Origin of the sequence: uncultured Litoreibacter sp. (assembly GCF_947487515.1) — a bacterium.
GTDB lineage: Bacteria > Pseudomonadota > Alphaproteobacteria > Rhodobacterales > Rhodobacteraceae > Litoreibacter.
Genome location: NZ_CANKWO010000001.1, coordinates 114,437 through 135,625, shown reverse-complemented (window position 1 = coordinate 135,625; position 21,189 = coordinate 114,437). Strand labels below are relative to the sequence as shown.

Annotated in this window: 22 protein-coding genes; 11 read left to right on the top strand and 11 right to left on the bottom strand. The window is 56.4% G+C overall.

Annotation, left to right across the window (positions count from 1 at the left end; genetic code table 11):
- The first annotated feature begins 46 nt into the window (after positions 1-46).
- The 6 genes from Q0746_RS00685 to lexA all read left to right on the top strand — a co-directional run bounded on the left by Q0746_RS00685 (position 47) and on the right by lexA (position 4,891).
- A complete protein-coding gene (locus Q0746_RS00685) occupies positions 47-640 on the top strand; it encodes an aminodeoxychorismate/anthranilate synthase component II (RefSeq protein WP_298257999.1) in 594 nt (197 codons plus the stop codon).
- The gene (trpD, locus tag Q0746_RS00680; RefSeq protein WP_298256206.1) at positions 637-1,656 is read left to right on the top strand and encodes an anthranilate phosphoribosyltransferase; all 1,020 of its coding nucleotides are present in this window, start codon (positions 637-639) and stop codon (positions 1,654-1,656) included. The genes Q0746_RS00685 and trpD overlap by 4 nt, the downstream gene beginning before the upstream one ends.
- Positions 1,653-2,468, top strand: coding sequence for an indole-3-glycerol phosphate synthase TrpC (gene trpC, locus Q0746_RS00675; protein WP_298256204.1), 816 nt, complete (start codon positions 1,653-1,655; stop codon positions 2,466-2,468). The genes trpD and trpC overlap by 4 nt, the downstream gene beginning before the upstream one ends.
- 1 nt (position 2,469) lies before the next feature.
- Entirely contained in the window at positions 2,470-2,952 is a 483-nt protein-coding gene (gene moaC / locus Q0746_RS00670; RefSeq protein ID WP_298256202.1) for a cyclic pyranopterin monophosphate synthase MoaC, read from the top strand.
- Complete coding sequence (glp, locus tag Q0746_RS00665) at positions 2,949-4,121, top strand: gephyrin-like molybdotransferase Glp (RefSeq protein ID WP_298256200.1); 1,173 nt, start codon at positions 2,949-2,951, stop codon at positions 4,119-4,121. Before moaC ends, glp begins: the two co-directional genes overlap by 4 nt.
- Before the next feature lie 83 nt (positions 4,122-4,204).
- Positions 4,205-4,891 (top strand): transcriptional repressor LexA, encoded by a 687-nt coding sequence (gene lexA / locus Q0746_RS00660; protein WP_298256198.1) that lies wholly within the window; start codon positions 4,205-4,207, stop codon positions 4,889-4,891.
- Between the two features lie 7 nt (positions 4,892-4,898).
- Here the strand turns inward: lexA and Q0746_RS00655 are convergent, their stop codons facing one another.
- On the bottom strand, positions 4,899-7,013 hold the full coding sequence (locus tag Q0746_RS00655; protein ID WP_298256196.1) for a ComEC/Rec2 family competence protein: 2,115 nt from the start codon (positions 7,011-7,013) through the stop codon (positions 4,899-4,901).
- Positions 7,014-7,116: 103 nt separating this feature from the next.
- Here Q0746_RS00655 and gltX point away from each other — a divergent pair, with 103 nt between their 5' ends.
- Both gltX and Q0746_RS00645 read left to right on the top strand, forming a co-directional pair.
- A complete protein-coding gene (gene gltX, locus Q0746_RS00650) occupies positions 7,117-8,520 on the top strand; it encodes a glutamate--tRNA ligase (protein WP_298256194.1) in 1,404 nt (467 codons plus the stop codon).
- Positions 8,521-8,635: 115 nt separating this feature from the next.
- Positions 8,636-9,925, top strand: a complete 1,290-nt coding sequence (locus Q0746_RS00645) for a citrate synthase (RefSeq protein ID WP_298256192.1) — start codon at positions 8,636-8,638, stop codon at positions 9,923-9,925.
- Between the two features lie 62 nt (positions 9,926-9,987).
- On the opposite strand, the gene Q0746_RS00640 is transcribed toward Q0746_RS00645, so the two are convergent.
- The 7 genes from Q0746_RS00640 to speB all read right to left on the bottom strand — a co-directional run bounded on the left by Q0746_RS00640 (position 9,988) and on the right by speB (position 15,511).
- Positions 9,988-10,764 (bottom strand): enoyl-CoA hydratase-related protein, encoded by a 777-nt coding sequence (locus Q0746_RS00640; protein WP_298256190.1) that lies wholly within the window; start codon positions 10,762-10,764, stop codon positions 9,988-9,990.
- 83 nt (positions 10,765-10,847) lie between these two features.
- Positions 10,848-11,318 (bottom strand): holin family protein, encoded by a 471-nt coding sequence (locus tag Q0746_RS00635; RefSeq protein ID WP_298256188.1) that lies wholly within the window; start codon positions 11,316-11,318, stop codon positions 10,848-10,850.
- Positions 11,309-11,920 carry a holin-associated N-acetylmuramidase gene (locus tag Q0746_RS00630; RefSeq protein WP_298256186.1) on the bottom strand — a complete coding sequence of 204 codons (612 nt, stop codon included), beginning with the start codon at positions 11,918-11,920 and terminating at the stop codon, positions 11,309-11,311. The genes Q0746_RS00635 and Q0746_RS00630 overlap by 10 nt, the downstream gene beginning before the upstream one ends.
- 55 nt (positions 11,921-11,975) lie before the next feature.
- On the bottom strand, positions 11,976-12,422 hold the full coding sequence (gene ccmE, locus Q0746_RS00625) for a cytochrome c maturation protein CcmE (RefSeq protein WP_298256184.1): 447 nt from the start codon (positions 12,420-12,422) through the stop codon (positions 11,976-11,978).
- A gap of 10 nt (positions 12,423-12,432) precedes the next feature.
- The gene (argC, locus tag Q0746_RS00620) at positions 12,433-13,461 is read right to left on the bottom strand and encodes an N-acetyl-gamma-glutamyl-phosphate reductase (RefSeq protein WP_298256182.1); all 1,029 of its coding nucleotides are present in this window, start codon (positions 13,459-13,461) and stop codon (positions 12,433-12,435) included.
- Positions 13,462-13,514: 53 nt separating this feature from the next.
- Positions 13,515-14,327: an aspartate/glutamate racemase family protein gene (locus Q0746_RS00615; protein ID WP_298256180.1), complete on the bottom strand. Its 813-nt coding sequence runs from the start codon at positions 14,325-14,327 to the stop codon at positions 13,515-13,517.
- 242 nt (positions 14,328-14,569) lie between these two features.
- Positions 14,570-15,511, bottom strand: a complete 942-nt coding sequence (gene speB / locus Q0746_RS00610; protein WP_298256178.1) for an agmatinase — start codon at positions 15,509-15,511, stop codon at positions 14,570-14,572.
- Between the two features lie 137 nt (positions 15,512-15,648).
- Between speB and Q0746_RS00605 the strand changes: the two genes are divergently transcribed.
- Entirely contained in the window at positions 15,649-16,149 is a 501-nt protein-coding gene (locus Q0746_RS00605; protein ID WP_298256176.1) for a flavin reductase family protein, read from the top strand.
- On the opposite strand, the gene Q0746_RS00600 is transcribed toward Q0746_RS00605, so the two are convergent.
- On the bottom strand, positions 16,146-17,306 hold the full coding sequence (locus Q0746_RS00600; RefSeq protein WP_298256175.1) for a M20 aminoacylase family protein: 1,161 nt from the start codon (positions 17,304-17,306) through the stop codon (positions 16,146-16,148). The two genes, Q0746_RS00605 and Q0746_RS00600, sit on opposite strands and share 4 nt — an antisense overlap.
- Positions 17,307-17,364: 58 nt before the next feature.
- Here Q0746_RS00600 and mazG point away from each other — a divergent pair, with 58 nt between their 5' ends.
- The gene (gene mazG, locus Q0746_RS00595; protein WP_298256173.1) at positions 17,365-18,174 is read left to right on the top strand and encodes a nucleoside triphosphate pyrophosphohydrolase; all 810 of its coding nucleotides are present in this window, start codon (positions 17,365-17,367) and stop codon (positions 18,172-18,174) included.
- Here mazG and Q0746_RS00590 read toward each other — a convergent pair.
- Positions 18,171-19,730, bottom strand: a complete 1,560-nt coding sequence (locus Q0746_RS00590) for a helicase HerA-like domain-containing protein (protein ID WP_298256171.1) — start codon at positions 19,728-19,730, stop codon at positions 18,171-18,173. The genes mazG and Q0746_RS00590 overlap by 4 nt on opposite strands.
- Positions 19,731-20,154: 424 nt before the next feature.
- On the opposite strand from Q0746_RS00590, the gene Q0746_RS00585 reads away from it, so the two are divergent.
- Positions 20,155-20,811, top strand: coding sequence for an invasion associated locus B family protein (locus Q0746_RS00585; protein ID WP_298256169.1), 657 nt, complete (start codon positions 20,155-20,157; stop codon positions 20,809-20,811).
- An 87-nt stretch (positions 20,812-20,898) separates the two neighbouring features.
- On the opposite strand, the gene Q0746_RS00580 is transcribed toward Q0746_RS00585, so the two are convergent.
- Complete coding sequence (locus Q0746_RS00580; RefSeq protein ID WP_298256167.1) at positions 20,899-21,168, bottom strand: hypothetical protein; 270 nt, start codon at positions 21,166-21,168, stop codon at positions 20,899-20,901.
- Positions 21,169-21,189: the final 21 nt, after the last annotated feature.

Here is a 21,189-nt window from a genome sequence, read left to right as displayed (position 1 = left end):
GACACGTTAGGGACTGGAAAGCCCTTTCGGAGCAAAGGGTAAGATGATGCTGCTATTGATCGATAATTACGACAGTTTCACCTATAATCTGGTGCACTTCTTTGGCGAGTTGGGTGCAGATGTGAAGGTTGTGCGCAATGACGCCATCAACGTGCAAGAAGCGATGGCGATGAACGCCCGTGGAATTGTACTTAGCCCTGGGCCCAAGACTCCCAGCGATGCGGGCATTTGTCTGGCCCTGACGGCCGCCGCCGCAGAAACCAAGACGCCATTGTTTGGGGTCTGCCTTGGACATCAAACCATCGGCGAGGCCTTCGGCGGCAAGGTCGTGCGCCACACAGAAATCGTGCACGGAAAGATGGGCAGCTACATCCATGAGGGCAAAAGTGTTTTCAAGGGCCTTCCCTCCCCGTTTGAAGCGACGCGCTATCACTCCCTTGTGGTGGACCGCGCGAGCCTGCCAAGTGAGTTGGAAGTCACGGCAGAACTGGAGGACGGCACCATTATGGGGCTGCAACACCGTGAATTGCCCATGCATGGTGTGCAGTTTCACCCTGAAAGCATTGCCTCGCAACATGGGCACCAGATGCTGAAAAACTTCCTTGATACGCTCCCTGCCCAACCTGGGGTCGCGGCATGAGTGACGCCCTAAAACCGCTCATCGGTACTGCAGCCGACCGCCCGTTGATCCGCTCCGAGGCGGAAACGGCCTTCGAGGCCCTTTTCAATGGCGAGGCAACCCCCAGCCAGATTGGCGGGTTTTTGATGGCTCTGCGCACGCGGGGGGAAACGGTTGATGAATACGCCGCCGCCGCCGCGGTAATGCGCTCGAAGTGCAACGCCGTGGAGGCTCCGGTCGGCGCTATGGATATTGTGGGCACGGGCGGCGATGGCAAAAGCACGTTGAACATCTCGACCGCCACGGCCTTTGTGGTCGCTGGGGCTGGCGTCGTTGTGGCCAAACATGGCAACCGGAACCTGTCGTCCAAATCAGGTGCGGCGGACGCGCTTGGGGAGATGGGCATCAACGTCATGGTGGGCGCCGAGGTCGTGGCACAGGCCATCAAGGACATCGGCATCGGCTTCATGATGGCCCCAATGCATCACCCCGCGATTGCCCATGTTATGCCAACGCGCGCGGAACTTGGAACCCGTACGATTTTCAACATTCTTGGCCCGCTGACCAACCCCGCAGGCGTGACGCGTCAGCTCACTGGTGCCTTCTCTGCCGAGCTGATCCGCCCCATGGCCGAAACCTTGCTGGCCTTGGGCTCGGAGAAGGCATGGCTGGTGCATGGTGGCGACGGCACCGACGAGTTATCTATCTCCGCGCCCTCGAAGGTTGCCGCTTTGGAAAACGGGGCCGTGACGGACATGGAAGTGGCCCCCGAAGACGCAGGCCTTGCGCCGCGGGCCTTTGAAGAAATTATCGGCGGCACCCCCGCAGAGAATGCGGTGGCCTTTCGGGCCTTGCTGGCCGGTGAAAAATCCGCCTACCGCGACGCCGTGCTTTTGAACTCCGCCGCCGCGTTGGTGGTGGCTGACACGGCCTCGAGTTTGCCCGAAGGGGTAGAAATGGCCCGCGCCAGCATCGACAGTGGTGCGGCAAAATCCAAGGTTGACGCCTTGGCCAAATTGACCACGGAGGCCGCATGAGCACCCCAACCGTTCTTGAAAAGATCAAAGCCTACAAGCTGGAAGAAGTCGCTGCACGCAAAGCGGAACGCAGCTTTGAAAGCGTCGAATCCGACGCCATGGCGGCCCCTGCCCCACGCGGATTTGCCAAGGCCCTGACCGATGCATCAATCAGTGGCTACGGCCTGATCGCCGAGATCAAGAAAGCCAGCCCCTCCAAAGGCGTGATCCGCGACGATTTTGACGTTCCGGCCTTGGCCCGCGCCTATGCCGATGGTGGCGCCACTTGCCTGAGCGTGCTGACCGATACGCCGTCCTTTCAAGGCGCAGACGCCTTTTTGGTAGAGGCCCGCGAGGCCTGTTCCCTACCGGTTCTGCGCAAGGACTTTCTATATGATACCTATCAGGTCTATGAGGCACGCGCACTTGGGGCCGATTGCATCTTGATCATCATGGCATCGGTGGACGACAGTTTGGCCGCCGAGTTGGAAGCCGCCGCGATCAAATTGGGCATGGATGTTTTGGTTGAGGTCCATAATGCCGAAGAATTGGAGCGCGCTTTGTTGCTCGAGAGCCCGCTACTGGGGATCAACAACCGCAACCTGCACACATTTGACGTCACATTGGACACCACCCGCGAATTGGCCCGACTGGTGCCGGAAGGCAAGTTGATCGTCGCCGAAAGCGGCTTGTTCGAGCCGAGCGATCTGTCCGATCTGGCGCGCTATGGCGCACGGTCATTTTTGATCGGGGAAAGCTTGATGCGCCAAGAAGACGTGGCCGCTGCCACCCGCCATATTCTAAGTGACAAGCCAAAATCGGGCGGATTTTGAGATGCCAGCCCTCACCCATTTCGACGATTCCGGCCATGCACATATGGTAGATGTCTCCGGCAAGGCCGTGACCTCCCGCGTCGCCATCGCAGAAGGCTGCGTGAAGATGCAGCCAGACACTTATGACTTGATCGCCGAAGGGCGCGCCAAGAAAGGTGACGTGCTAAGCGTGGCCCGTTTGGCGGGGATTATGGGGGCAAAGAAATGTTCCGATTTGATCCCGCTATGCCACCCGCTGCCGATCACCAAAGTGGCCGTTGAACTGACGCTGGACGCAACATTGCCCGGCGTGCGGATCGAAGCGACAGTAAAGACCACCGGCCAAACCGGCGTCGAGATGGAAGCGCTTACAGCCGTATCGACCGCCGCGCTGACCGTCTATGACATGGTGAAAGCCGCCGAAAAGACCATGGAGATTTGCGACATTCGACTGGTGCGCAAGGAAGGTGGCAAATCGGGGTTATTCGAGGCTCCGCGCGGATGATTTCTGTCTCCGAGGCCTTGGCCGCCGTACTTGAGCTGGGCGCGCCTCTGGACATGGAGATGGTGCCACTTGCCGATGCCGATGGCCGCGTTTTGGCCCAAAATGTTGCCGCGACCCGTGACCAGCCCCCCTTTTCGGCCTCCGCCATGGACGGCTATGCCATTTCCAGCATCGAGGCCGCCGAAGGTGACCGCTTTACGGTGATTGGCGAAGCCGCCGCAGGGCACCGGTTTGAAGGGTCAGTCTCCGATGGAGACGCGGTGCGCATTTTCACCGGCGCGCCTTTGCCCAAAGGGGCAGCTCGGGTCATCATTCAAGAGGATGTCACACGCAAAGGCGATGAGATCATTTTACAAGGCTCCTTGGATGCGGGGTTGCATATCCGCCCCTCTGGCGGTGATTTCACCATCGGCACAGAGATGCAGGCACCCCGTAGGTTAGCGCCTTCAGACGTCGCCTTGCTGGCCTCAATGAACATCGCGAATGTTCCAGTTCGGCGCAAACCTATTGTCGCCATCATCGCAACCGGCGACGAATTGGTTGTCGCTGGCGAGACCCCGCGCGACGACCAGATCATCGCCTCCAACGCGCTTGGGCTGGCGGCGATGTTTCGCAACGCTGGTGCCACAGTTCGGGTGCTGCCCATCGCGAAAGATTCTCCGTCATCGCTGGAAATGGCGCTGCAGCTGTCCGACGGGGCCGATTTGCTGGTGACCATCGGCGGCGCCTCCGTGGGCGACCACGATATTGTAGCGCAGGTTGCCGGATCAATGGGATTGGAACGCGAGTTCTACAAAGTCGCCATGCGCCCGGGAAAGCCGTTGATGGCAGGCAGGATCGGCGACATGGCAATGGTTGGCCTGCCGGGCAACCCTGTGTCATCCATGGTCTGCGGCGAGGTGTTTATCCGCCCGCTCTTGGACCGCTATCTTGGATTGGAGGCAGGCCCCCGCGCGCGTCAGTCCTATCCGCTGGCCACGCCTCTTGGGGCAAACGCCGAGCGCGAGCACTACATGCGCGCGCGTCTGGAGCACGGCAAAGTCACGGTGTTTGACCGCCAAGACAGCTCGCTTTTGAGTGTTTTGTCACACGCCAACGCCCTAATTGTGCGCCCGCCAAATGACCCCAATCGCAAGATTGGCGCATTGGTCGAGGTGATCGCCCTATAGGCATTGACACAAAGCAAGAACAGCAGTAGAACATTCGAGAACATGGCGCAGAGAAGGCGCCGCCATCACGGAGTTTTTTCGCTATGCTGACCAAAAAACAGCTGGACCTGTTGAAATTCATTCACACGCGTATCCAACGTGACGGCGTCCCGCCTTCCTTTGACGAAATGAAAGACGCGCTGGACCTGCGATCCAAATCCGGCATTCACCGGCTAATTACGGCGCTGGAGGAACGCGGGTTTATCCAGCGTTTGGCGCATAAGGCGCGGGCACTTGAAATTGTGAAACTGCCCGACGCGATTGACGCTGGCGGCTTCAAGCCACGCGTTATTCAAGGTGACCGCCCCGCCGCGAACCCCAAAGCAATGCCATTGGAAGGCGTTCATGCGTTGGAAATTCCGGTCATGGGCCGGATCGCCGCTGGCACCCCGATCGAAGCCATCAGCGATGTGTCTCATCACGTTGCAGTGCCGGGCTCGATGATGGCTGGGAACGGCCATCACTACGCGCTTGAAGTTAAGGGCGACTCGATGATTGAGGCGGGCATCAACGACGGGGATGTCGTCGTGATCCGAGAACAGATCACCGCCAATAACGGCGATATCGTTGTCGCATTGGTCGAAGATCAAGAGGCCACCCTCAAACGGTTCCGCAGGCATGGATCGTCCATTGCGCTGGAGCCTGCGAACTCCGCCTATGAAACCCGTGTCTTGCCCGACAATTTGGTCAAGGTGCAGGGACGTTTGGTGGGCCTGATCCGATCCTATTGATTCGGTTTCACCAAGCCGGTTTCCGCGATATTGAATTCCACAGCCGGTCGCCTTGTCGTGACCGGCTGTTTTCAATTCGCACGCCATCCTCCTCCTCATAGATTGCCACCGACCCTTTGGCTTTGAAGTCTTGCCCGCTCCAGCCCAAACATCCTTTTGGCAATGGCGCCTCCAAACGCGGCAAGATGACGAAGTCTGCCTGACCGCATGCTTTGGACAGATCGATCTTGTCAGGATGTGCGGCGTTAAAGGCGAAGGATGTTTCCCTAACCGAAAAGCGAAGCTGATTGGCCGAAAACCCACCGCGAGCTGCAGCAAATTTCTGATCCGCTGGATCGCCGTCATTTTCCAGCCAGACCCGCGCAGAGAACCCGTCGCCTTTGGGCTTGTTCAAGGCACGTTTGTCCCCTTGCAGGATGCCGATCAACCGACCGGATTCCGACATTAGAACCGTAGGACGTTGCGAGCCCGACCAAAGGGCCAATGCGATGCAGATCGGGATGACCCCAGTGATCCGCCCCTTGCCCTGCCACAAGCAAACCATCAATCCACCCAAAGAGATCAACGGCAGCACCAATGGATCCGGTGCCGCAATCGCCCGCGTACTGCCCTCCAAACCCGCGACAAATCTGGCCACGCCCAATATCCACGCCAGTCCTTGCTCCATAATCCACAGCCCCACGCCTTCCAATCCAAACGGGGCCAAGGCGGCTGCCAGCAACGCCCCTGGCATGACGAAGAAACCCATCACCGGAACCGACAACAGATTTGCCAGCAACCCGTATTGTGCGACCTGATTGAAATGCGCAGCCCCGAACGGTGCCGTCGCAACCCCTGCAATGAAGGAAGAAAGCAACAAGGTCACAGGCCCTGACATCCACCTCGGAAGCGACAGGAACAGACCGCGATCGCGGACCACCGAGAATGTCGCCACCAGCGCAGTAGTGGCCGCAAAGGACATCTGGAACCCCGGCCCAATAAGGGATTCAGGTGAGATGGCCAAAATCACCAATGCCGCAATTGCAACGGCGCGCAAAGACACAGCCGGTCGTTCCACACAGATTGCCAGCAACATGACGCCGACCATGATGAAAGCCCGCTGCGTGGCGACATTCGCACCGGAGACACCAAGATACACAAGTGCTGCACCAAGTGACACGATTGCCGCGATTTTCCGGATGGACCACCGAGACGACACCGCAGGAAGTGCGGCCAACCCCAAGCGCATGATCGCGAAGACCGCCCCTGTCAACAGCCCCATATGCAGACCAGAAATTGCCAGCAGATGAGCCAGATTTGAAGCCCGCAGCGTTTTGACCAACTCCGGATCCAGATCAGATCGATCCCCCGTCACAATAGCCGAAGCAAAAGGACCCTCTGTCGGGGGCATCCGAGACTTTATCGACTTGGACAGCGATATTCTTTGATCATAGAGCCAAAGCCGCCATCCCATATCCGACCGCGGTGCCAGCCGAACCATCGGGTTTCGCGTATAGCCCAAGGCTCCCAACTGCTGAAACCAAAGGTGACGCTGGAAATCGAATCCCCCCGGCTCAACCGGTCCAGAGGGCGGGCCCAAATGTCCGGTCGTCATCACGATATCACCTGGATTATACGGAATATCAATGTGCGGACCATGGAGCGACACCCGCAGCTTTCTCGGCGTTCTGGCGGGCGGGATTTTGATCAACTGCACTTGATCCAAGGTCAATCGCATCTTTTGCGAAGACGATGTGTCTATCGCGACGATACGTCCTTCTATCGGGCCGTAGTAGCGAAACCCCAAAACCGGCGCCGCAACATAGTGCGCCCGCAGATTGGCCGCACAATACCCCGCCAGCGACAGGCTGATCCCCCACAACAGTAACACAACCCACTGCGGTTTTTGCTGCATGAACAGCTTAACCGCGCCACCGCTCATGCCCACGGCAAGGATAACCGCCGCAACTTGCGCCCAATCGGGATCAAACAACATTGCAAAATACAGACCAACGCCGATGCCGAAAAAGACCGGTGCCCACGGAAAGAGATGTGTGTTTTGCTGGTCGATGGCATGACCAAGGCCGTGCAGCACCTTGAAGTAGAGAGGCCGTTGCCCCACGTCACCTGCCCTTGTCTCCATCACCGTGATTGCCTAAACCTGAGCGCAAATGGGTCAGCCTGTCTGGCCTAGCCTTAAAGGGTAGATGCTGCCCGAACATGCTTTCCAAAAGGTTAAATATTCTATGTCTGATGCCCCCGTAGTCACCCGTTTCGCCCCTTCGCCCACTGGATATCTTCATATCGGTGGTGCGCGCACCGCCCTGTTCAACTGGCTTTACGCCCGTGCCCGCGGTGGAAAATTCGTGTTGCGGATCGAAGACACCGACCGCGCGCGCTACACCTCGGAAGCCACCCAAGCGATCTTGGATGGCCTCACATGGTTAGGTCTGGACTGGGACGGCGACGCAGTCAGCCAATTTGAAAGCGCAGATCGACATGCGGCTGTTGCCCATGAAATGCTTGCCTCTGGTGCGGCGTATAAATGCTATTCGACCCAAGAAGAAATTGAATCCTTTCGCGAAGACGCCCGCGCCAAGAACACGTCGACCCTGTTCCGTTCCCCGTGGCGGGATGTGGCGGAGTCAGACCACCCCGACCTGCCCTATGTGGTTCGCCTGAAAGCCCCGCAAGAGGGCGAGATCAGCATTAACGACCAAGTCCAAGGCAATGTAACATGGCAAGCCGAGGCGCTGGATGACATGGTTCTGTTACGCTCGGACGGTAGCCCTGTGTATATGTTGGCCGTTGTCGTAGATGATCATGATATGGGGGTGACCCATGTGATCCGTGGGGATGATCACCTAGCCAATGCGGCACGTCAGTCGATGATCTACAGGGCAATGGGTTGGGAGCTTCCTACGTTTGCGCATATCCCGCTGATCCACGGGCCAGATGGTAAGAAACTGTCGAAACGCCACGGCGCTCTGGGGGTAATGGAATATGCGGGCATGGGCTACACGCCAGCCGGGATGCGAAACTATCTGGCGCGTTTGGGCTGGAGCCACGGTGACGATGAAGTCTTCACGACCGCACAAGCGCTAGACTGGTTCGACTTTGATGGCATAGGAAAAGCCCCTGCCCGCCTGGATTTTAAGAAGATGGAAAACATTAATCGTCATCAGATAGGGATGAGCGATTCTGAAACCATGCTGGAGGATGTTCAAAACTATTTACGGGCCACAGGTGAACCTGCGCTGACGTCAGACAAGGGGAAGGCATTTGCGGATGCATTCGGTCAAATGGACGTAGCCGATAAAACTGTTGGCGCATTGCTGGATAAATTTGCCTTTGTTCTGGATGAGCCGCCATTCACGCATGATGAGAAGGCTGAAAAACTTCTTGATCCGGTATCCCGTAGTATACTGAACCAATTGACGCCGCAGCTGCAAACTGTTAGCTGGAACCGCGAGGCGCTGGAGCAAACCGTAATGGAGTTCGCCGAGGCGCAGGATCTTAAATTTGGGAAACTTGCTGGCCCCATGCGGGTCGTGCTTTCGGGCCGTGCAACATCCCCAAGCGTCTTTGACATGATGATGGTCATTGGGCGTGATGAAACACTCAACAGACTTGCGGCTGTTGCCGCTTAATCACTCCTGCTTACGATCTGCAGGACCATCGAAGTTACGAATGATATGAAATAATTTTCATATTTAACAGGGGGTTGCGACCGCGCAGGCCTCCAGACACATGAAAGGTGAATGTATGTCCAACAAATCCGCGAAGCTGACCATTGGCGATAAAGAGATCGAGTTGCCAATCTATACCCCAACTGCCGGACCTGATGTTCTCGACATCACCAAGCTATATGCCCAAGGCGATGTGTTCACATATGATCCGGGCTTCACTTCGACGGCTGCCTGCGACAGCACCATCACCTTTATCGATGGTGACAAGGGCGAATTGCTGCATCGCGGCTATCCAATCGACCAATTGGCCGAGAAATCCCATTTCCTCGAAGTGTGCTACCTGTTGCTCTATGGTGAGTTGCCATCCGCCACCGAGTTGGAAGACTTCGAAACCCGCGTGACCAACCACACGATGGTCCACGAGCAGATGCACAACTTCTTCCGCGGGTTCCGCCGCGACGCACACCCAATGGCCACCTTGGTGGGCGTGGTTGGCGCGATGTCCGCATTCTACCATGACAGCACCGACATCAATGATGAGTGGCAGCGCGAAGTCGCCGCCATTCGCCTCATTGCCAAGCTGCCAACGATTGCGGCTATGGCGTTCAAATACTCTATCGGTCAGCCTTTTGTGTACCCGCGCAATGATCTAGACTACGCGTCGAACTTCTTGCACATGTGCTTCTCCGTTCCGGCGGAAAACTATGAGGTGAACCCGATCCTTGCACGTGCAATGGACCGTATTTTCACCCTGCATGCTGATCACGAGCAAAACGCATCTACTTCAACGGTTCGTCTTGCATCGTCGTCGGGTGCGAACCCCTTCGCGTGTATCGCCGCTGGCATTGCCTGTCTTTGGGGCCCTGCTCATGGCGGGGCGAACCAAGCTTGCTTGGAAATGCTCAAGGAAATTGGCACGGTCGACCGCATTCCCGAGTTCATCGCGCGTGCGAAAGACAAGAATGACAGCTACCGCCTGATGGGCTTTGGGCACCGCGTCTACAAAAACTTTGACCCGCGCGCGACTGTGATGAAGCAATCCGCCGATGAAGTTCTGGAGCTGCTGGGCGTTGAAGACAATCCGCTGTTGCAAGTTGCAATGGAGCTGGAAAAACAGGCCTTGGCTGACCCGTATTTCGCGGAAAAGAAGCTGTTCCCGAATGTCGATTTCTATTCCGGCATCATCTTGGAAGCGATGGGCTTCCCAACATCTATGTTCACGCCAATCTTTGCGTTGGCACGGACGGTTGGGTGGATTTCGCAGTGGAAAGAGCAGATTTCAGACCCCAAGCTGAAGATCGGCCGCCCTCGCCAACTCTACAAAGGCGAAACCGCCCGCGACTATGTGGACATCGAAAAGCGCTAACAAAGAAAGGCCACCCCAAAGCGGGTGGCCTTTTTCTTTTCAGGACAGCTGCGCACCCCGCCTTAGCGCCCCTCGTAGTTTGCAGCGCGCTTGTCCAAAAAGGCCATCACCCCTTCACGGAAATCATGGGTTTTGCCGCATTCGCCTTGCAGCTTGGCTTCCAACAAAAGCTGCTTCTCAAGGTCATTGTCAAAACTGGCGCGGATGATTTTCTTGACCCGCGCATAGGCCTCTGTCGGGCCATTGGCCAGATAGGCCGCGCGATCCTTCCAATGCTGGTCGAATTCGTCATCTGGTATGGCTTCCCAGATCATACCAGCGGAGCTTGCTTGATCCGCGGTCATTGGCTCAGCGAACAACGCCGCCCCCATTGCCTTGGCCATCCCCATTTGACGCGGCAGGAAGTAACTGCCGCCCGCGTCGGGTATTAAGCCAATACGCGTAAACGCCTGCAAAAACACGGCGGACTTCTTGGCCACCACGACATCCGCGGCCAGCGCCAGATTAGCCCCCGCCCCCGCCGCAGGTCCATTCACCGCAGAAATCGTGGGGATTCGGCAGTTGTAAATGGCCATCAACATCGGCACGTATTCTTCGCGCAACGTCCGCTCCAGATCGGTCGAGGCCACGGTCGTGCGGTCCCCTAGATCCTGACCAGAGCAAAACGCCCGCCCCTTGCCCGTCAAAACCAAAACGCGCGCACGGTTCTCGGCGTCCTTAACCGCGTGCAATATTTCTGCGCGCATCTGAGTGTTCAGCGCGTTCATCACCTCATCACGGGTAAATTCAATGATTGCGACGTTGTTGCTGACACTCAGGCGAAGGGTTTCATATTGCATGCGGAATTCTCCAAATCGATTGCTGCGCGTAGGATAACGAACCAATCAGTTTAGAAAAGCGAAACGCACCGTCATTTCAAATTTTATCCACCTCTTTCAGCGCGCCACGCGTCCAAGGCGCGATTGCTGCTACGGCCAGTGGGACTTCGTCTGGGCTTTCTTGGGGTTACTCGTTTGTAATGCAATTCCCGTGCGCCGAAATAAAAGCTCACGATTGCCCCCAACAACCACCACAAGGGTTCTGGAACATAGGTAAGCCCCTGCATACGCTCGGAAAAAGCGATGGGATCAACCATCGCAAACACAAAAAGGCCCAATGTACCTAATGCCAGCAACGGGCGCGGCAAGCGGTTAAACCCGTTCAGCACTTGATCAAATACCCCTTCTTTGGCGTATTGAAACTCTGCTCCGTGTTGCGTCAGGGCTGCTGTGTATGCGTCGTGGTTCAGCTCCATTTGGCGTGTTGCATTCGGGCGGAAAACTTCCGCCACATCCACGGCGGCATCTGCGGCTTCCTTTACGCCCCCCGTCAAAACCCTAGAAATCAACCCCATGATGCCACCCGCTTTCGGTGATCCGATGACGATAAATGGTAGTGCTTGGACAAGAACTCCTCTGCGCGCTTGATCCAGCCGCCTTTTGATCCGTCCCGACGACGAGCATATTTGCGTGATGCTGGACGTCGGTCGGCCAAGGCATAGTAGTAATCACGACGCGCGATTGCATAGGCATCCGCAAGATAGTCAGGCGCATCACGAAAGGCCGCATATGCGGCGCGGATCGTATGCGGGCCGATTGTACCATCGACCGTGACATCCTGCCCCATGTCGTTGAAAAGACGTTGTAAAATTCGAATTGCATTTGATCCGGCATTCACATGCATGTCAAAAACTGATGCTTGAATCGGTTGGGGGAGTGCGTCAATGCGCGGTGCAAAGTAATAGTGGTCAATAAAAATTTCGACCGCTTTGGCCTGACTAAGCGCCTTCACATCTGACGCGGTCACAACGCCGTCTTGGTTAAGATCTAACCCCAATCGGCGCATCGTATGGAGTGTCACACCATGGTTGGTAGGGCCACCGGGATCATCCGGATCATTCACATATCCGCCTTCACGACGCACGATATCTTGGGAAATTTCGAGAACAGTTTTCATCACGGCCTCCGCTGCTACGCGGCACCAAACTGCTTCAATTAAGTTAACAGAGCCTCTAGCTACCGTCCGCTTCTTGGTAAATGCCTTGCTCCTTCAGGGCATCAATCACCTCTTTTGGCATGTATTTTTCATCATGTTTTGCCAATATTTCAGAGGCTTGGAAGACACCTTGAATGTAGCGTCCGGTTCCAACCATGCCTTGCCCTTCTTCAAATAGATCGGGCAGGATTCCCGTGTAGGCAACCGCGATGACGGCGTTTCCATCAGTCACGTTAAAGGTGATTTCATCAGAGGCATTGACCAACAGGCTGCCCTCTTCAACCAACCCGCCAATGCGAAAGACCTCCGTTTCAGTGGGAGGGCTTTCGGACACCTCTGTTGGAGAGCGGAAAAAGTTAATTCCGTCGCGCAAAGCGTAGCCGATCAATGCCGTCGAGACGATCAAGGCCACCGCCGCGACGGCGATGACTTGGATGCGGCGTTGCTTCTTCAAGCCCTTCATGATGCGTCCTTTATGGGAACAGCGGGGCCATCATCAGCCCCTCGGTTTCCTCAACACCTAGCATCAGATTGGCGTTTTGCAACGCTTGGCCCGATGAACCTTTCGTCAGATTGTCTAAAGTCGTGATGACAATGGCGCGTCCCTCAATCCGGTCATTTGTGACCCCGATATGCACAAAGTTGGATCCGCGCGTGTCGTGGCTGGACCCAGCCTGACCAAAGGGCAGAACCTCGATGAAAGGCTCGCCGCTGTAGGCTTCGGCCAAAGTGGCATGAATCTCTGAAGCATCACCTTTGACATATACGGTGGCCAAGATACCGCGGTTCATCGGCACCAGATGTGGCGTAAACTGCACCTTTACCGGCCGCCCTGCTATTTTCGAGAACTCTTGATCGAACTCACCCAGATGCCGATGCGTACCACCGATCGCATAGGCGTTCGCCCCTTCGGAAAGTTCGGCGTGCAACAGGTTTTCCTTAAGCGAGCGCCCAGCACCGGACACCCCCACCTTCATGTCGATAATGATGTCATCCAGATCGATCACACCACCTTCGATCAAAGGCCGCAATGCGAACTGCCCTGTGGCCGCGTTGCACCCTGTGCCTGCGACCAAACGCGCCTTGGAAATTTCCGCACGGTAGAATTCCGTCAAGCCGTAGACGGCTTCTTTTTGGATATCCAACGCCGTGTGATCATTGCCGTACCAAGTTTTGTAATCCTCGGCGCTGCGCAACCGGAAGTCGGCAGACAGATCGACGATTTTCATCGTTGAAGGCAATTTTGAGATCACCTCTTGCGAGGTTTTATGCGGCAAAGCGCAAAAGCACAGATCAATGCCGTCGAAATCGATGTCATCGATTTTTATCAGTGTCGGCAACTCTAGGTGACGCAGATGCGGAAAGACATCGGCCATCTCCATTCCGGCTTTCCGGTCGGCAGACAGGGCGGCAATGGTCATTGACGGGTGGGACGAGATCAACCGAACGAGTTCTGCGCCAGTGTATCCTGACGCACCAAGGATGGCTATTTTGTGGGTCATGAGAGACTCCATGTAGTTTGTGGCTGTTTAGAAGAAAGATCCGCGCGCAGCAATCAGGCCGCTGTAAACTGGATGTTTCGTCGCAAGAACTGCGTGGCCCGATCAGAGACCGTCGCGGGGTCACCCGTGGTCAGAAACTTGTTTTCCGTCCCCTCGCCCAACATATTCGGGTGGCGTTTAAGATAGTCCATCAGACTGGCGGACACCAAACTGGCCTGAGAAAACACCTTCACGTCGCTGCCAAGTGCGTCTTGAAACGCCTGTTGCATCAGCGGGTAATGGGTGCAGCCCAGTATTGCGGCTTGCGGGTTTGGCATCCGGCGCTTGAGCGCATCCACATGGGACCGCACCAGCGCTTCGGCCAGCATCTCGTCACCGTCTTCCAAAGCGTCAACCAAACCGCCGCAAGGTTGGGTTTCTACATCAACGCCAATCGCGCGAAACGCCAATTCACGCTGAAACGCCCGAGACGCCACCGTCGCAGGCGTTGCAAACAATGCAACATCGCGCACATCGACTTCGCGCGGAGGAGAGTTATCCCCCCAGTTGCGCTCGGTCAGAGCTTCGATCATCGGAACGAACACCCCAAGAACGCGCTTGTCGGAGGGCACCCATGATTCCTGCATTCGCCGCAAGGCAGCCGCCGAGGCCGTGTTGCAGGCCAAAACCACCAGATCACAGCCAGCATCAAACAGGCATTGCGTGGCGTCGCAGGTTAGCTTGTAGATGTCATCCGCCGTGCGCACGCCGTAAGGGGTATTGGCACTATCGGCAAAATAGCACACCGGAAGATCCGGCATATCTTCCGCAATTTGGTTATAGACGGTCAATCCGCCCAACCCACTATCAAAGATGCCTACTGCCATGAACCTGCGCCGTCTTTCTATTGCTTCCGTCGATCCTCTGGGTCAAAGCCGCGGTCCAGCTCGGATAGAGGTTCGGGTGACAACTCGTATGTCGATCTTGGCAAAAAGTCCATCGTACCTTTCGGCTCTTTGCAAAACGGCTTAGGCCGTGGTCAGTCGCATACACATCAGCGGCCCTCAGACTGCAGTTTTGCGGCCTCTCTCACCAATGGGCCAGTGCCCCCCTAAGGTTAAAGTCAGCCCTAGCGATACGGCACACCGGGAAGGATCGACAGCATCTCAAACATGATATTTGCGGCAGTCAGCGCCGTATTTCCCGTGGTATCATAGGGAGGTGCCACCTCCACCATATCGCAGCCCACAATCGGCAGGCCGTGCAGCCCTCGGATCAGCTCCAAGGCTTGGGGGGTGGTTAGACCACCGATCTCGGGCGTGCCGGTTCCAGGTGCAATGGATGGATCCAGGCTGTCGATATCATAGCTGATATACACTGGGCCCGCCCCCATATTTTTCCGGATTTGTGCAGCCAGCGGAGCCGCGGATTTATGCCACAACTCTTGCGCCAAGGTCAGGTTGAAGCCCCATTCGCGCGGCTCGTCGAAATCCTCTGCCGTGTAGCCCGTGCCCCGCAATCCGATTTGATAGACGTCGCTGGGGCGCAAGAGGCCTTCCTCATAGGCGCGGCGAAAGACGGTACCATGGCATTCGCGCTCTCCGAACATTTCGTCGTTCACATCCGCATGGGCATCGATATGCACAAGGCCGACAGGACCATGTTTCTTGGCAATTGCGCGCAGGATCGGCAGGGTAATCGTGTGATCTCCTCCGATGGTCATCGGAATGACGTCATTCTTTAAAAGGTCGTCGTAATAGTCTGTAATTATTGAAATACTTTCACGCAAATTGAAGGTGTTAATTGCCACATCACCTCTGTCAGCGCACTGCAAAGCATCAAATGGTGCGGCCCCCGTTTGCACCGCGAAAGGCCGGATCATTGAGCTTTCATTGCGCACCTGAGCCGGCCCAAACCGCGTACCAGAGCGCCAACTGGATCCATGATCCATCGGAATACCAACAAAGGCCACATCCAGACCGGCGGCCGTGTCGACCTTAGGCAGACGCATAAAGCTTCCTTGCCCCGCAAACCGCGCAAGATCGTTTCCGGAAATAGGTTGATTTGGCATCACTTGGGGTCCTGACTTAAAACTGAGCACGTCACTCGCATTTACCCAGCCTGCCTCCGGCGCCCGCGCATTGCAAGACTTGCGCCTAGGGTAAAGGACAGGCAAACAAGGAAAACGCTGCAACTCTGAGAACAATGATGCCAACACCGACCTCGCCCCTTCGCGACACATTTTTGGACGCGATGAGTCAGCTTGTCTCGTCGGTTTGCATTGTCACGACCGATGGCGTGGCAGGACGAGCTGGGGCAACGGTATCGGCCATGACCTCTGTGTCCGCAGATGGCGATGCCCCAACAATGCTGGTGTGCATGCATCATGCTTCCTCTGCAGCACCGATTATTCTGAAGAACCGCTGCTTTTGCATCAATGTCTTGGGGTCTGATCAGGCGGATATCGCCAATGTCTTTGCCAGCCGCACCCCTGCGCCTGGCGACAACAAATTCAGCGCAGGGGCATTTGCACCCATGCACACCGGATCACCGGGCCTTGGCACGGCGCTTGTGCGGTTCGACTGCACCCTTCTGTCGGATGAGCAAATCGGAACCCATCACGTTTTGATCGGCTCAGTCTGTGACGTGGCCCGCCGAGATGGGTCGCCCTTGCTTTACGGCGACAGGGATTACCAAAAGCTGGCCTAAAGCGGCTGCGCGGCTTCCACCAATTTGGCAAAGAATGACGCCCCGATCGGCGCAACCTCATCGTTGAAATTGTAGTTGGGGTTGTGCAGCCCTGCCCCTTCACCTTGGCCAAGGAACAAATATGCGCCGGGGCGTTTTTCCAACATGTAGGAGAAATCCTCTGCCCCCATCTCGCGCCCTGCTTGATCGTTGACCGCCTGCGCCCCCACAACACCGCGTGCCACATCCGCAGCAAAGGCCGTATTATCGGGCGTGTTCACCGTCGCAGGGTAGCCGCGTTCATAGGAGAGCCTTGCGCTCACCCCGTAGCTGGCCGCCTGCCCTTCGACAATCTCTGTTAGGCGGGCCTCCACCATGTCCTGCACCACAGGATCAAAGCTGCGCACAGTTCCGTTGATATAGGCCGTATCGGGGATGACATTATCCGCCGAACCCGTATGGATTTGCGTCACCGAGACCACCAAGTCATCCATTGAACGGTGGTTGCGCGACACAATCGTCTGGATCGCGTTGCAAATGCCCAAGGTGGCGACGATCGGGTCCTTGGTGTCATGTGGGTAAGCCCCATGCCCGCCAATCCCGTCTATATGGATATGGAACGTGTCGACCGCGGCCATGATTGGGCCTGCGGTGGTTTCAAAGACCCCAAAGGGCAGGCTTGGATTGTTGTGCAGCGCGTAAACCTCGCTGATGTCAAAGCGCTCCATGATGCCTTCCTCGACCATGACGCCTGCACCGCCGCCGCCCTCTTCTGCGGGCTGAAAGATCAAGGCCACACGCCCTTTGAAGTTCCGTGTTTCCGCCAAATATTTCGCCGCCCCCAGAAGCATCGTTGTGTGACCGTCATGACCGCAGGCGTGCATTTTTCCTTCGGCCTTTGAGGCGTAGTCCACCCCTGTGGTTTCCTGCATTGGCAGGGCATCCATATCAGCGCGCAGACCAATCGTGGGGCCGTCTCCCTGCCCGTCAATAATCGCAACAACACCGCTGGTTGCGATCCCTTCCGAGATGTCGGTGATCCCGAACTCTTTCAGGCGATCCACCACGAAGGACGCAGTTTCATGACATTCAAACTGCAACTCGGGATGTTGATGCAGCCAGCGGCGCCAAGCGGTCATGTCTTCGGCGTAGTCTGCAATGCGGTTCACGGGTGGCATGGAGGCGATCCTTCTGGTTATCTAGGCGCAACGATCCCCCAAACGTAAAGACACTGCAATGCCTGATCTTGTATACGACGCCGACCAACCGATGCCCCGCCTGATCGAGATCATGCGCCGCTTGCGGGACCCGTCCACCGGCTGCCCGTGGGACATTGAGCAGGATTTCGCCTCGATCGCCCCCTATACAATTGAGGAAGCTTATGAGGTCGCCGATGCGATTGAGCGCGGTGACATGAAGGAGCTGGAAGGCGAGCTGGGCGATTTGCTGTTGCAAACTGTTTATCACACGCAGATGGGCACCGAGGCCGGCGTGTTTGACTTTGCCTCCGTGGCCAATGCGATATCCGACAAGATGATCACGCGCCATCCTCATGTCTTCGGCGACGAAAGCCGCGATAAATCGGCAGAGCAGCAAGTGGCGGATTGGGAACAGATCAAAGCCGCAGAGCGCGCAGGCAAGGAACAGGGCGGCACTTTGGACGGCGTGGCCGTGGGGTTGCCTGCATTGCTGCGTGCGATGAAACTTCAAAAGCGCGCCGCGCGCGTGGGGTTTGACTGGCCCTCAACAGATCAGGTCTTGGATAAAATCGTCGAAGAATCTCAGGAATTGGTAGAGGCGCGCGAAAGCCTGTCACAGGTGGAGATCGAGGAAGAATTCGGCGATTTGCTGTTCGTTATGGCCAATTTGGGCCGTCATTTGAACATCGACCCCGAAGCCGCGCTGCGTGCGGCCAACGCCAAGTTTATCCGCCGTTTCGAAGGCGTGGAGGCCAAATTGGCCGCGCGTGGAAAAACCCCGTCCCAATCAGACCTCCAAGAAATGGACGTTCTATGGGACGAGGTGAAAGCAGAAAGCCGCCGCTAGCGCGCCTTAAACAAGCTGCCCATGATGCCACGCACAATCGCCGTGCCCGCCTTGGTGCCGATAGAGCGCATCATCGATTTGGCAAACGCCTCTCCGGCACTGTCACCACGCCTTTTGCGGGTGGTCGTTTTTTTCGATGTGGAGCGCTTCACACGGGAACCGGAATAGCGGCGGCCGGTTTGATATTCCCGCTCACGCGATTCCATCTCTTCTTCTCTAGCTTCGGCGTCTTGTGCAGCTTTGGCAGCGGCCTCAGCGCGTTGGGCCAGCATTTCAAACGCTGAATTTCGGTCCATCGCAGTGTCGTATTTGCCTGCGACGGGTGACGCGGCCATGACCGCACGACGCTCTTTCGATGTAATCGGCCCCAATTGCGAGGATGGCGGACGAATGAGCGTGCGCTCCACCATTCCTGGAATGCCCTTTTTCATCAGGAACGAGGTCACAGCCTCGCCCACGCCGACTTCCTTAATCGCATCCTCGACGTCAAAGCGCGGGTTCTCGCGGTAGGTATCTGCGGCGGATCGCAGATCCTTTTGATCTTTGCGGGTAAAGGCGCGCAAAGCGTGCTGCACGCGGTTGCCCAACTGGCCCAAAATGTCTTCGGGGACGTCTGCCGGTTTTTGAGTGATGAAATACACCCCAACCCCTTTGGACCGAATGAGACGCGCGACCTGTTCCACTTTGTCGATCAACGCCTTCGGGGCGCCGTCGAACAGCAAATGCGCTTCGTCAAAGAAAAAGACGAACTTCGGTTTTGACGGATCCCCCACTTCGGGGAGTGTCTCGAACAACTCCGACAGCATCCAAAGAAGGAAAGTCGCATAGAGTTTTGGCGCAGACATCAGTTTATCGGCGGCCAAAATGTTGATCTGGCCACGGCCGTCGGCGTCAATATGGAACATGTCTTCCAGATCAAGGGCGGGCTCGCCGAAGAAGTCGCTGGCCCCTTGGTTTTCCAAGACCAACAGGCGACGCTGGATTGCCCCAACGGATTTAGACGAGACGAAACCATACCGCAGGGCCAAGGATTTGGCATTCTGCCCGATCCAAACCAACAGCGATTGCAGGTCCTTGAGGTCCAGAAGCGGCAAGCCTTCCTCATCCGCCACACGGAAGGCGATGTTTAGAATCCCCTCCTGAGCTTCCGATAGCTCCAACAATCGCGATAACAGCAACGGGCCCATTTCGCTGACAGTGGTGCGCACCGGATGTCCGTTTTCGCCGTATAAGTCCCAGAAGGTCACCGGAAACGAATCGTAATCAAAATCGTCAAAACCGATTTTTGCCGCGCGCTCCATGAAGGGAGTGTGCAATTTATGCGTCGGCGTTCCAGCCACCGCCAAGCCCGACAGATCGCCCTTCACGTCAGACATAAACACGGGGACGCCCGCATTGGACAGGCTTTCGGCGAGGATTTGAAGCGTCACGGTTTTACCAGTGCCCGTGGCCCCTGCAATCAGCCCGTGGCGGTTGGCATATTTCAGTAAAAGCCCTTGGGGCTCGATGTAGCCATCGCCGCCGCCGCCTACAAAAATACTATCCTTATCCGCCATATTCGCCTCTCAATGTCGATCACTCGAGTTTTGTTCAGGTTACAATAGCTTGTTAACGTTTATGTGCCAGTATGTTCGTCATGTTGATGGGCAAGTCTTGGCTGCCTGTCTCATGACTTCCTCCCTGTTGACTAGGCCGTGTCGGATTGGCACGGCCATTTTTTTGGCCTCAAAAGAGGTGAACAAAATGTCGCAGGTTTATGTTGACCGGCTTCCCTTTTGTCGGCTAGCTTAACTTCATAAGTCGGCCTAGTTCGACGGGGAGAATAATTTGGGAAAGGGTCTGCTTTGCAGGCCCTTTTTCATTGAAACATATATCGGCGAAAATCATCCACTTCGCCCCCCTATGATGCGTTTTCCGACCTGACACCCCTGCCATAGCGTGCTAAACCCCTGCCAACACCAAATTGAGTAGCAGGACCAAATGTCTGAATTTTTGAAAACTTTAGTGATCGGCGCGACATTCAGCGCTTTTGTAGCAACTGGTGCTTTTGCGCAAACCACCACCGAACCGGCAGCTGAACCCGCCGCCGAGGCCACCGCGCAGGAAGAAGCGCCCGCCGCAGAGGGCAACGCCCCGCGAAATGACGGGCTGAGCACAGGCCAAGACGTGGTCGAAGTTGGTGCAACCTATAAAGTATCCGACCATGGTGATTGGGAACTGCGCTGCATCAAAGCCCCTGAGGGCAAGAAAGATCCATGCCAATTGTATCAACTTTTAGAAGATCAGCAGGGCAATTCTGTCGCCGAGATCAACCTTTTCAATCTGGCTGATGACGACAAATTGGCCGCCGGCGCCACCATCGTGACGCCGCTGGAAACACTTCTGACACAAAACGTTCTGCTGAGCGTTGATGGCGGTAAGGCGAAAGTCTACCCGTTCACCTTCTGCACGACGATCGGTTGTTTCTCCCGTGTGGGGTTCACTTCGGGTGATGTTTCCGCCTTCAAGGCTGGCAACTCTGCGAAGATCGTTGTGGTTCCGGCCCAAGCGCCAGACCAAAAGGTTGAGCTGACAATGTCCCTGTCAGGGTTCACCGCTGGGTTTGACGCCGTAAAGGCCGCACGCAAAGCAAACTGATCCCCTCGGATCACGTCCGATAGACAAAGCGCCGCGGGTCTTATTCAGAGCCGCGGCGCTTTTGCATTCGACAGGGCCCTCGCTGAGCTACTCAGCCAACCGCGCCTTGCGTCCGCCACGCCGTTTGGCCTCAGGTCTGGCCGCAAGCCCGTCTCGCAGAACGGTTGTCATCGGATGATCCTCTGGCGCCGCACTATAGGTTTCGATCAACAAAAGTATCGCCGCGTGACTGTCATGCTCTTGCGGAAGATTGATCGCCCAATCCAAGAAAATTGACCGGCATTCTCCTTTGGTAATGCCTTCAATGCGGTAGGCCTCTCGTATCAGGCCCCTGCGGTCAATATCACTTAAGTCCATTTGCGCAGCTCCTCATCTTGT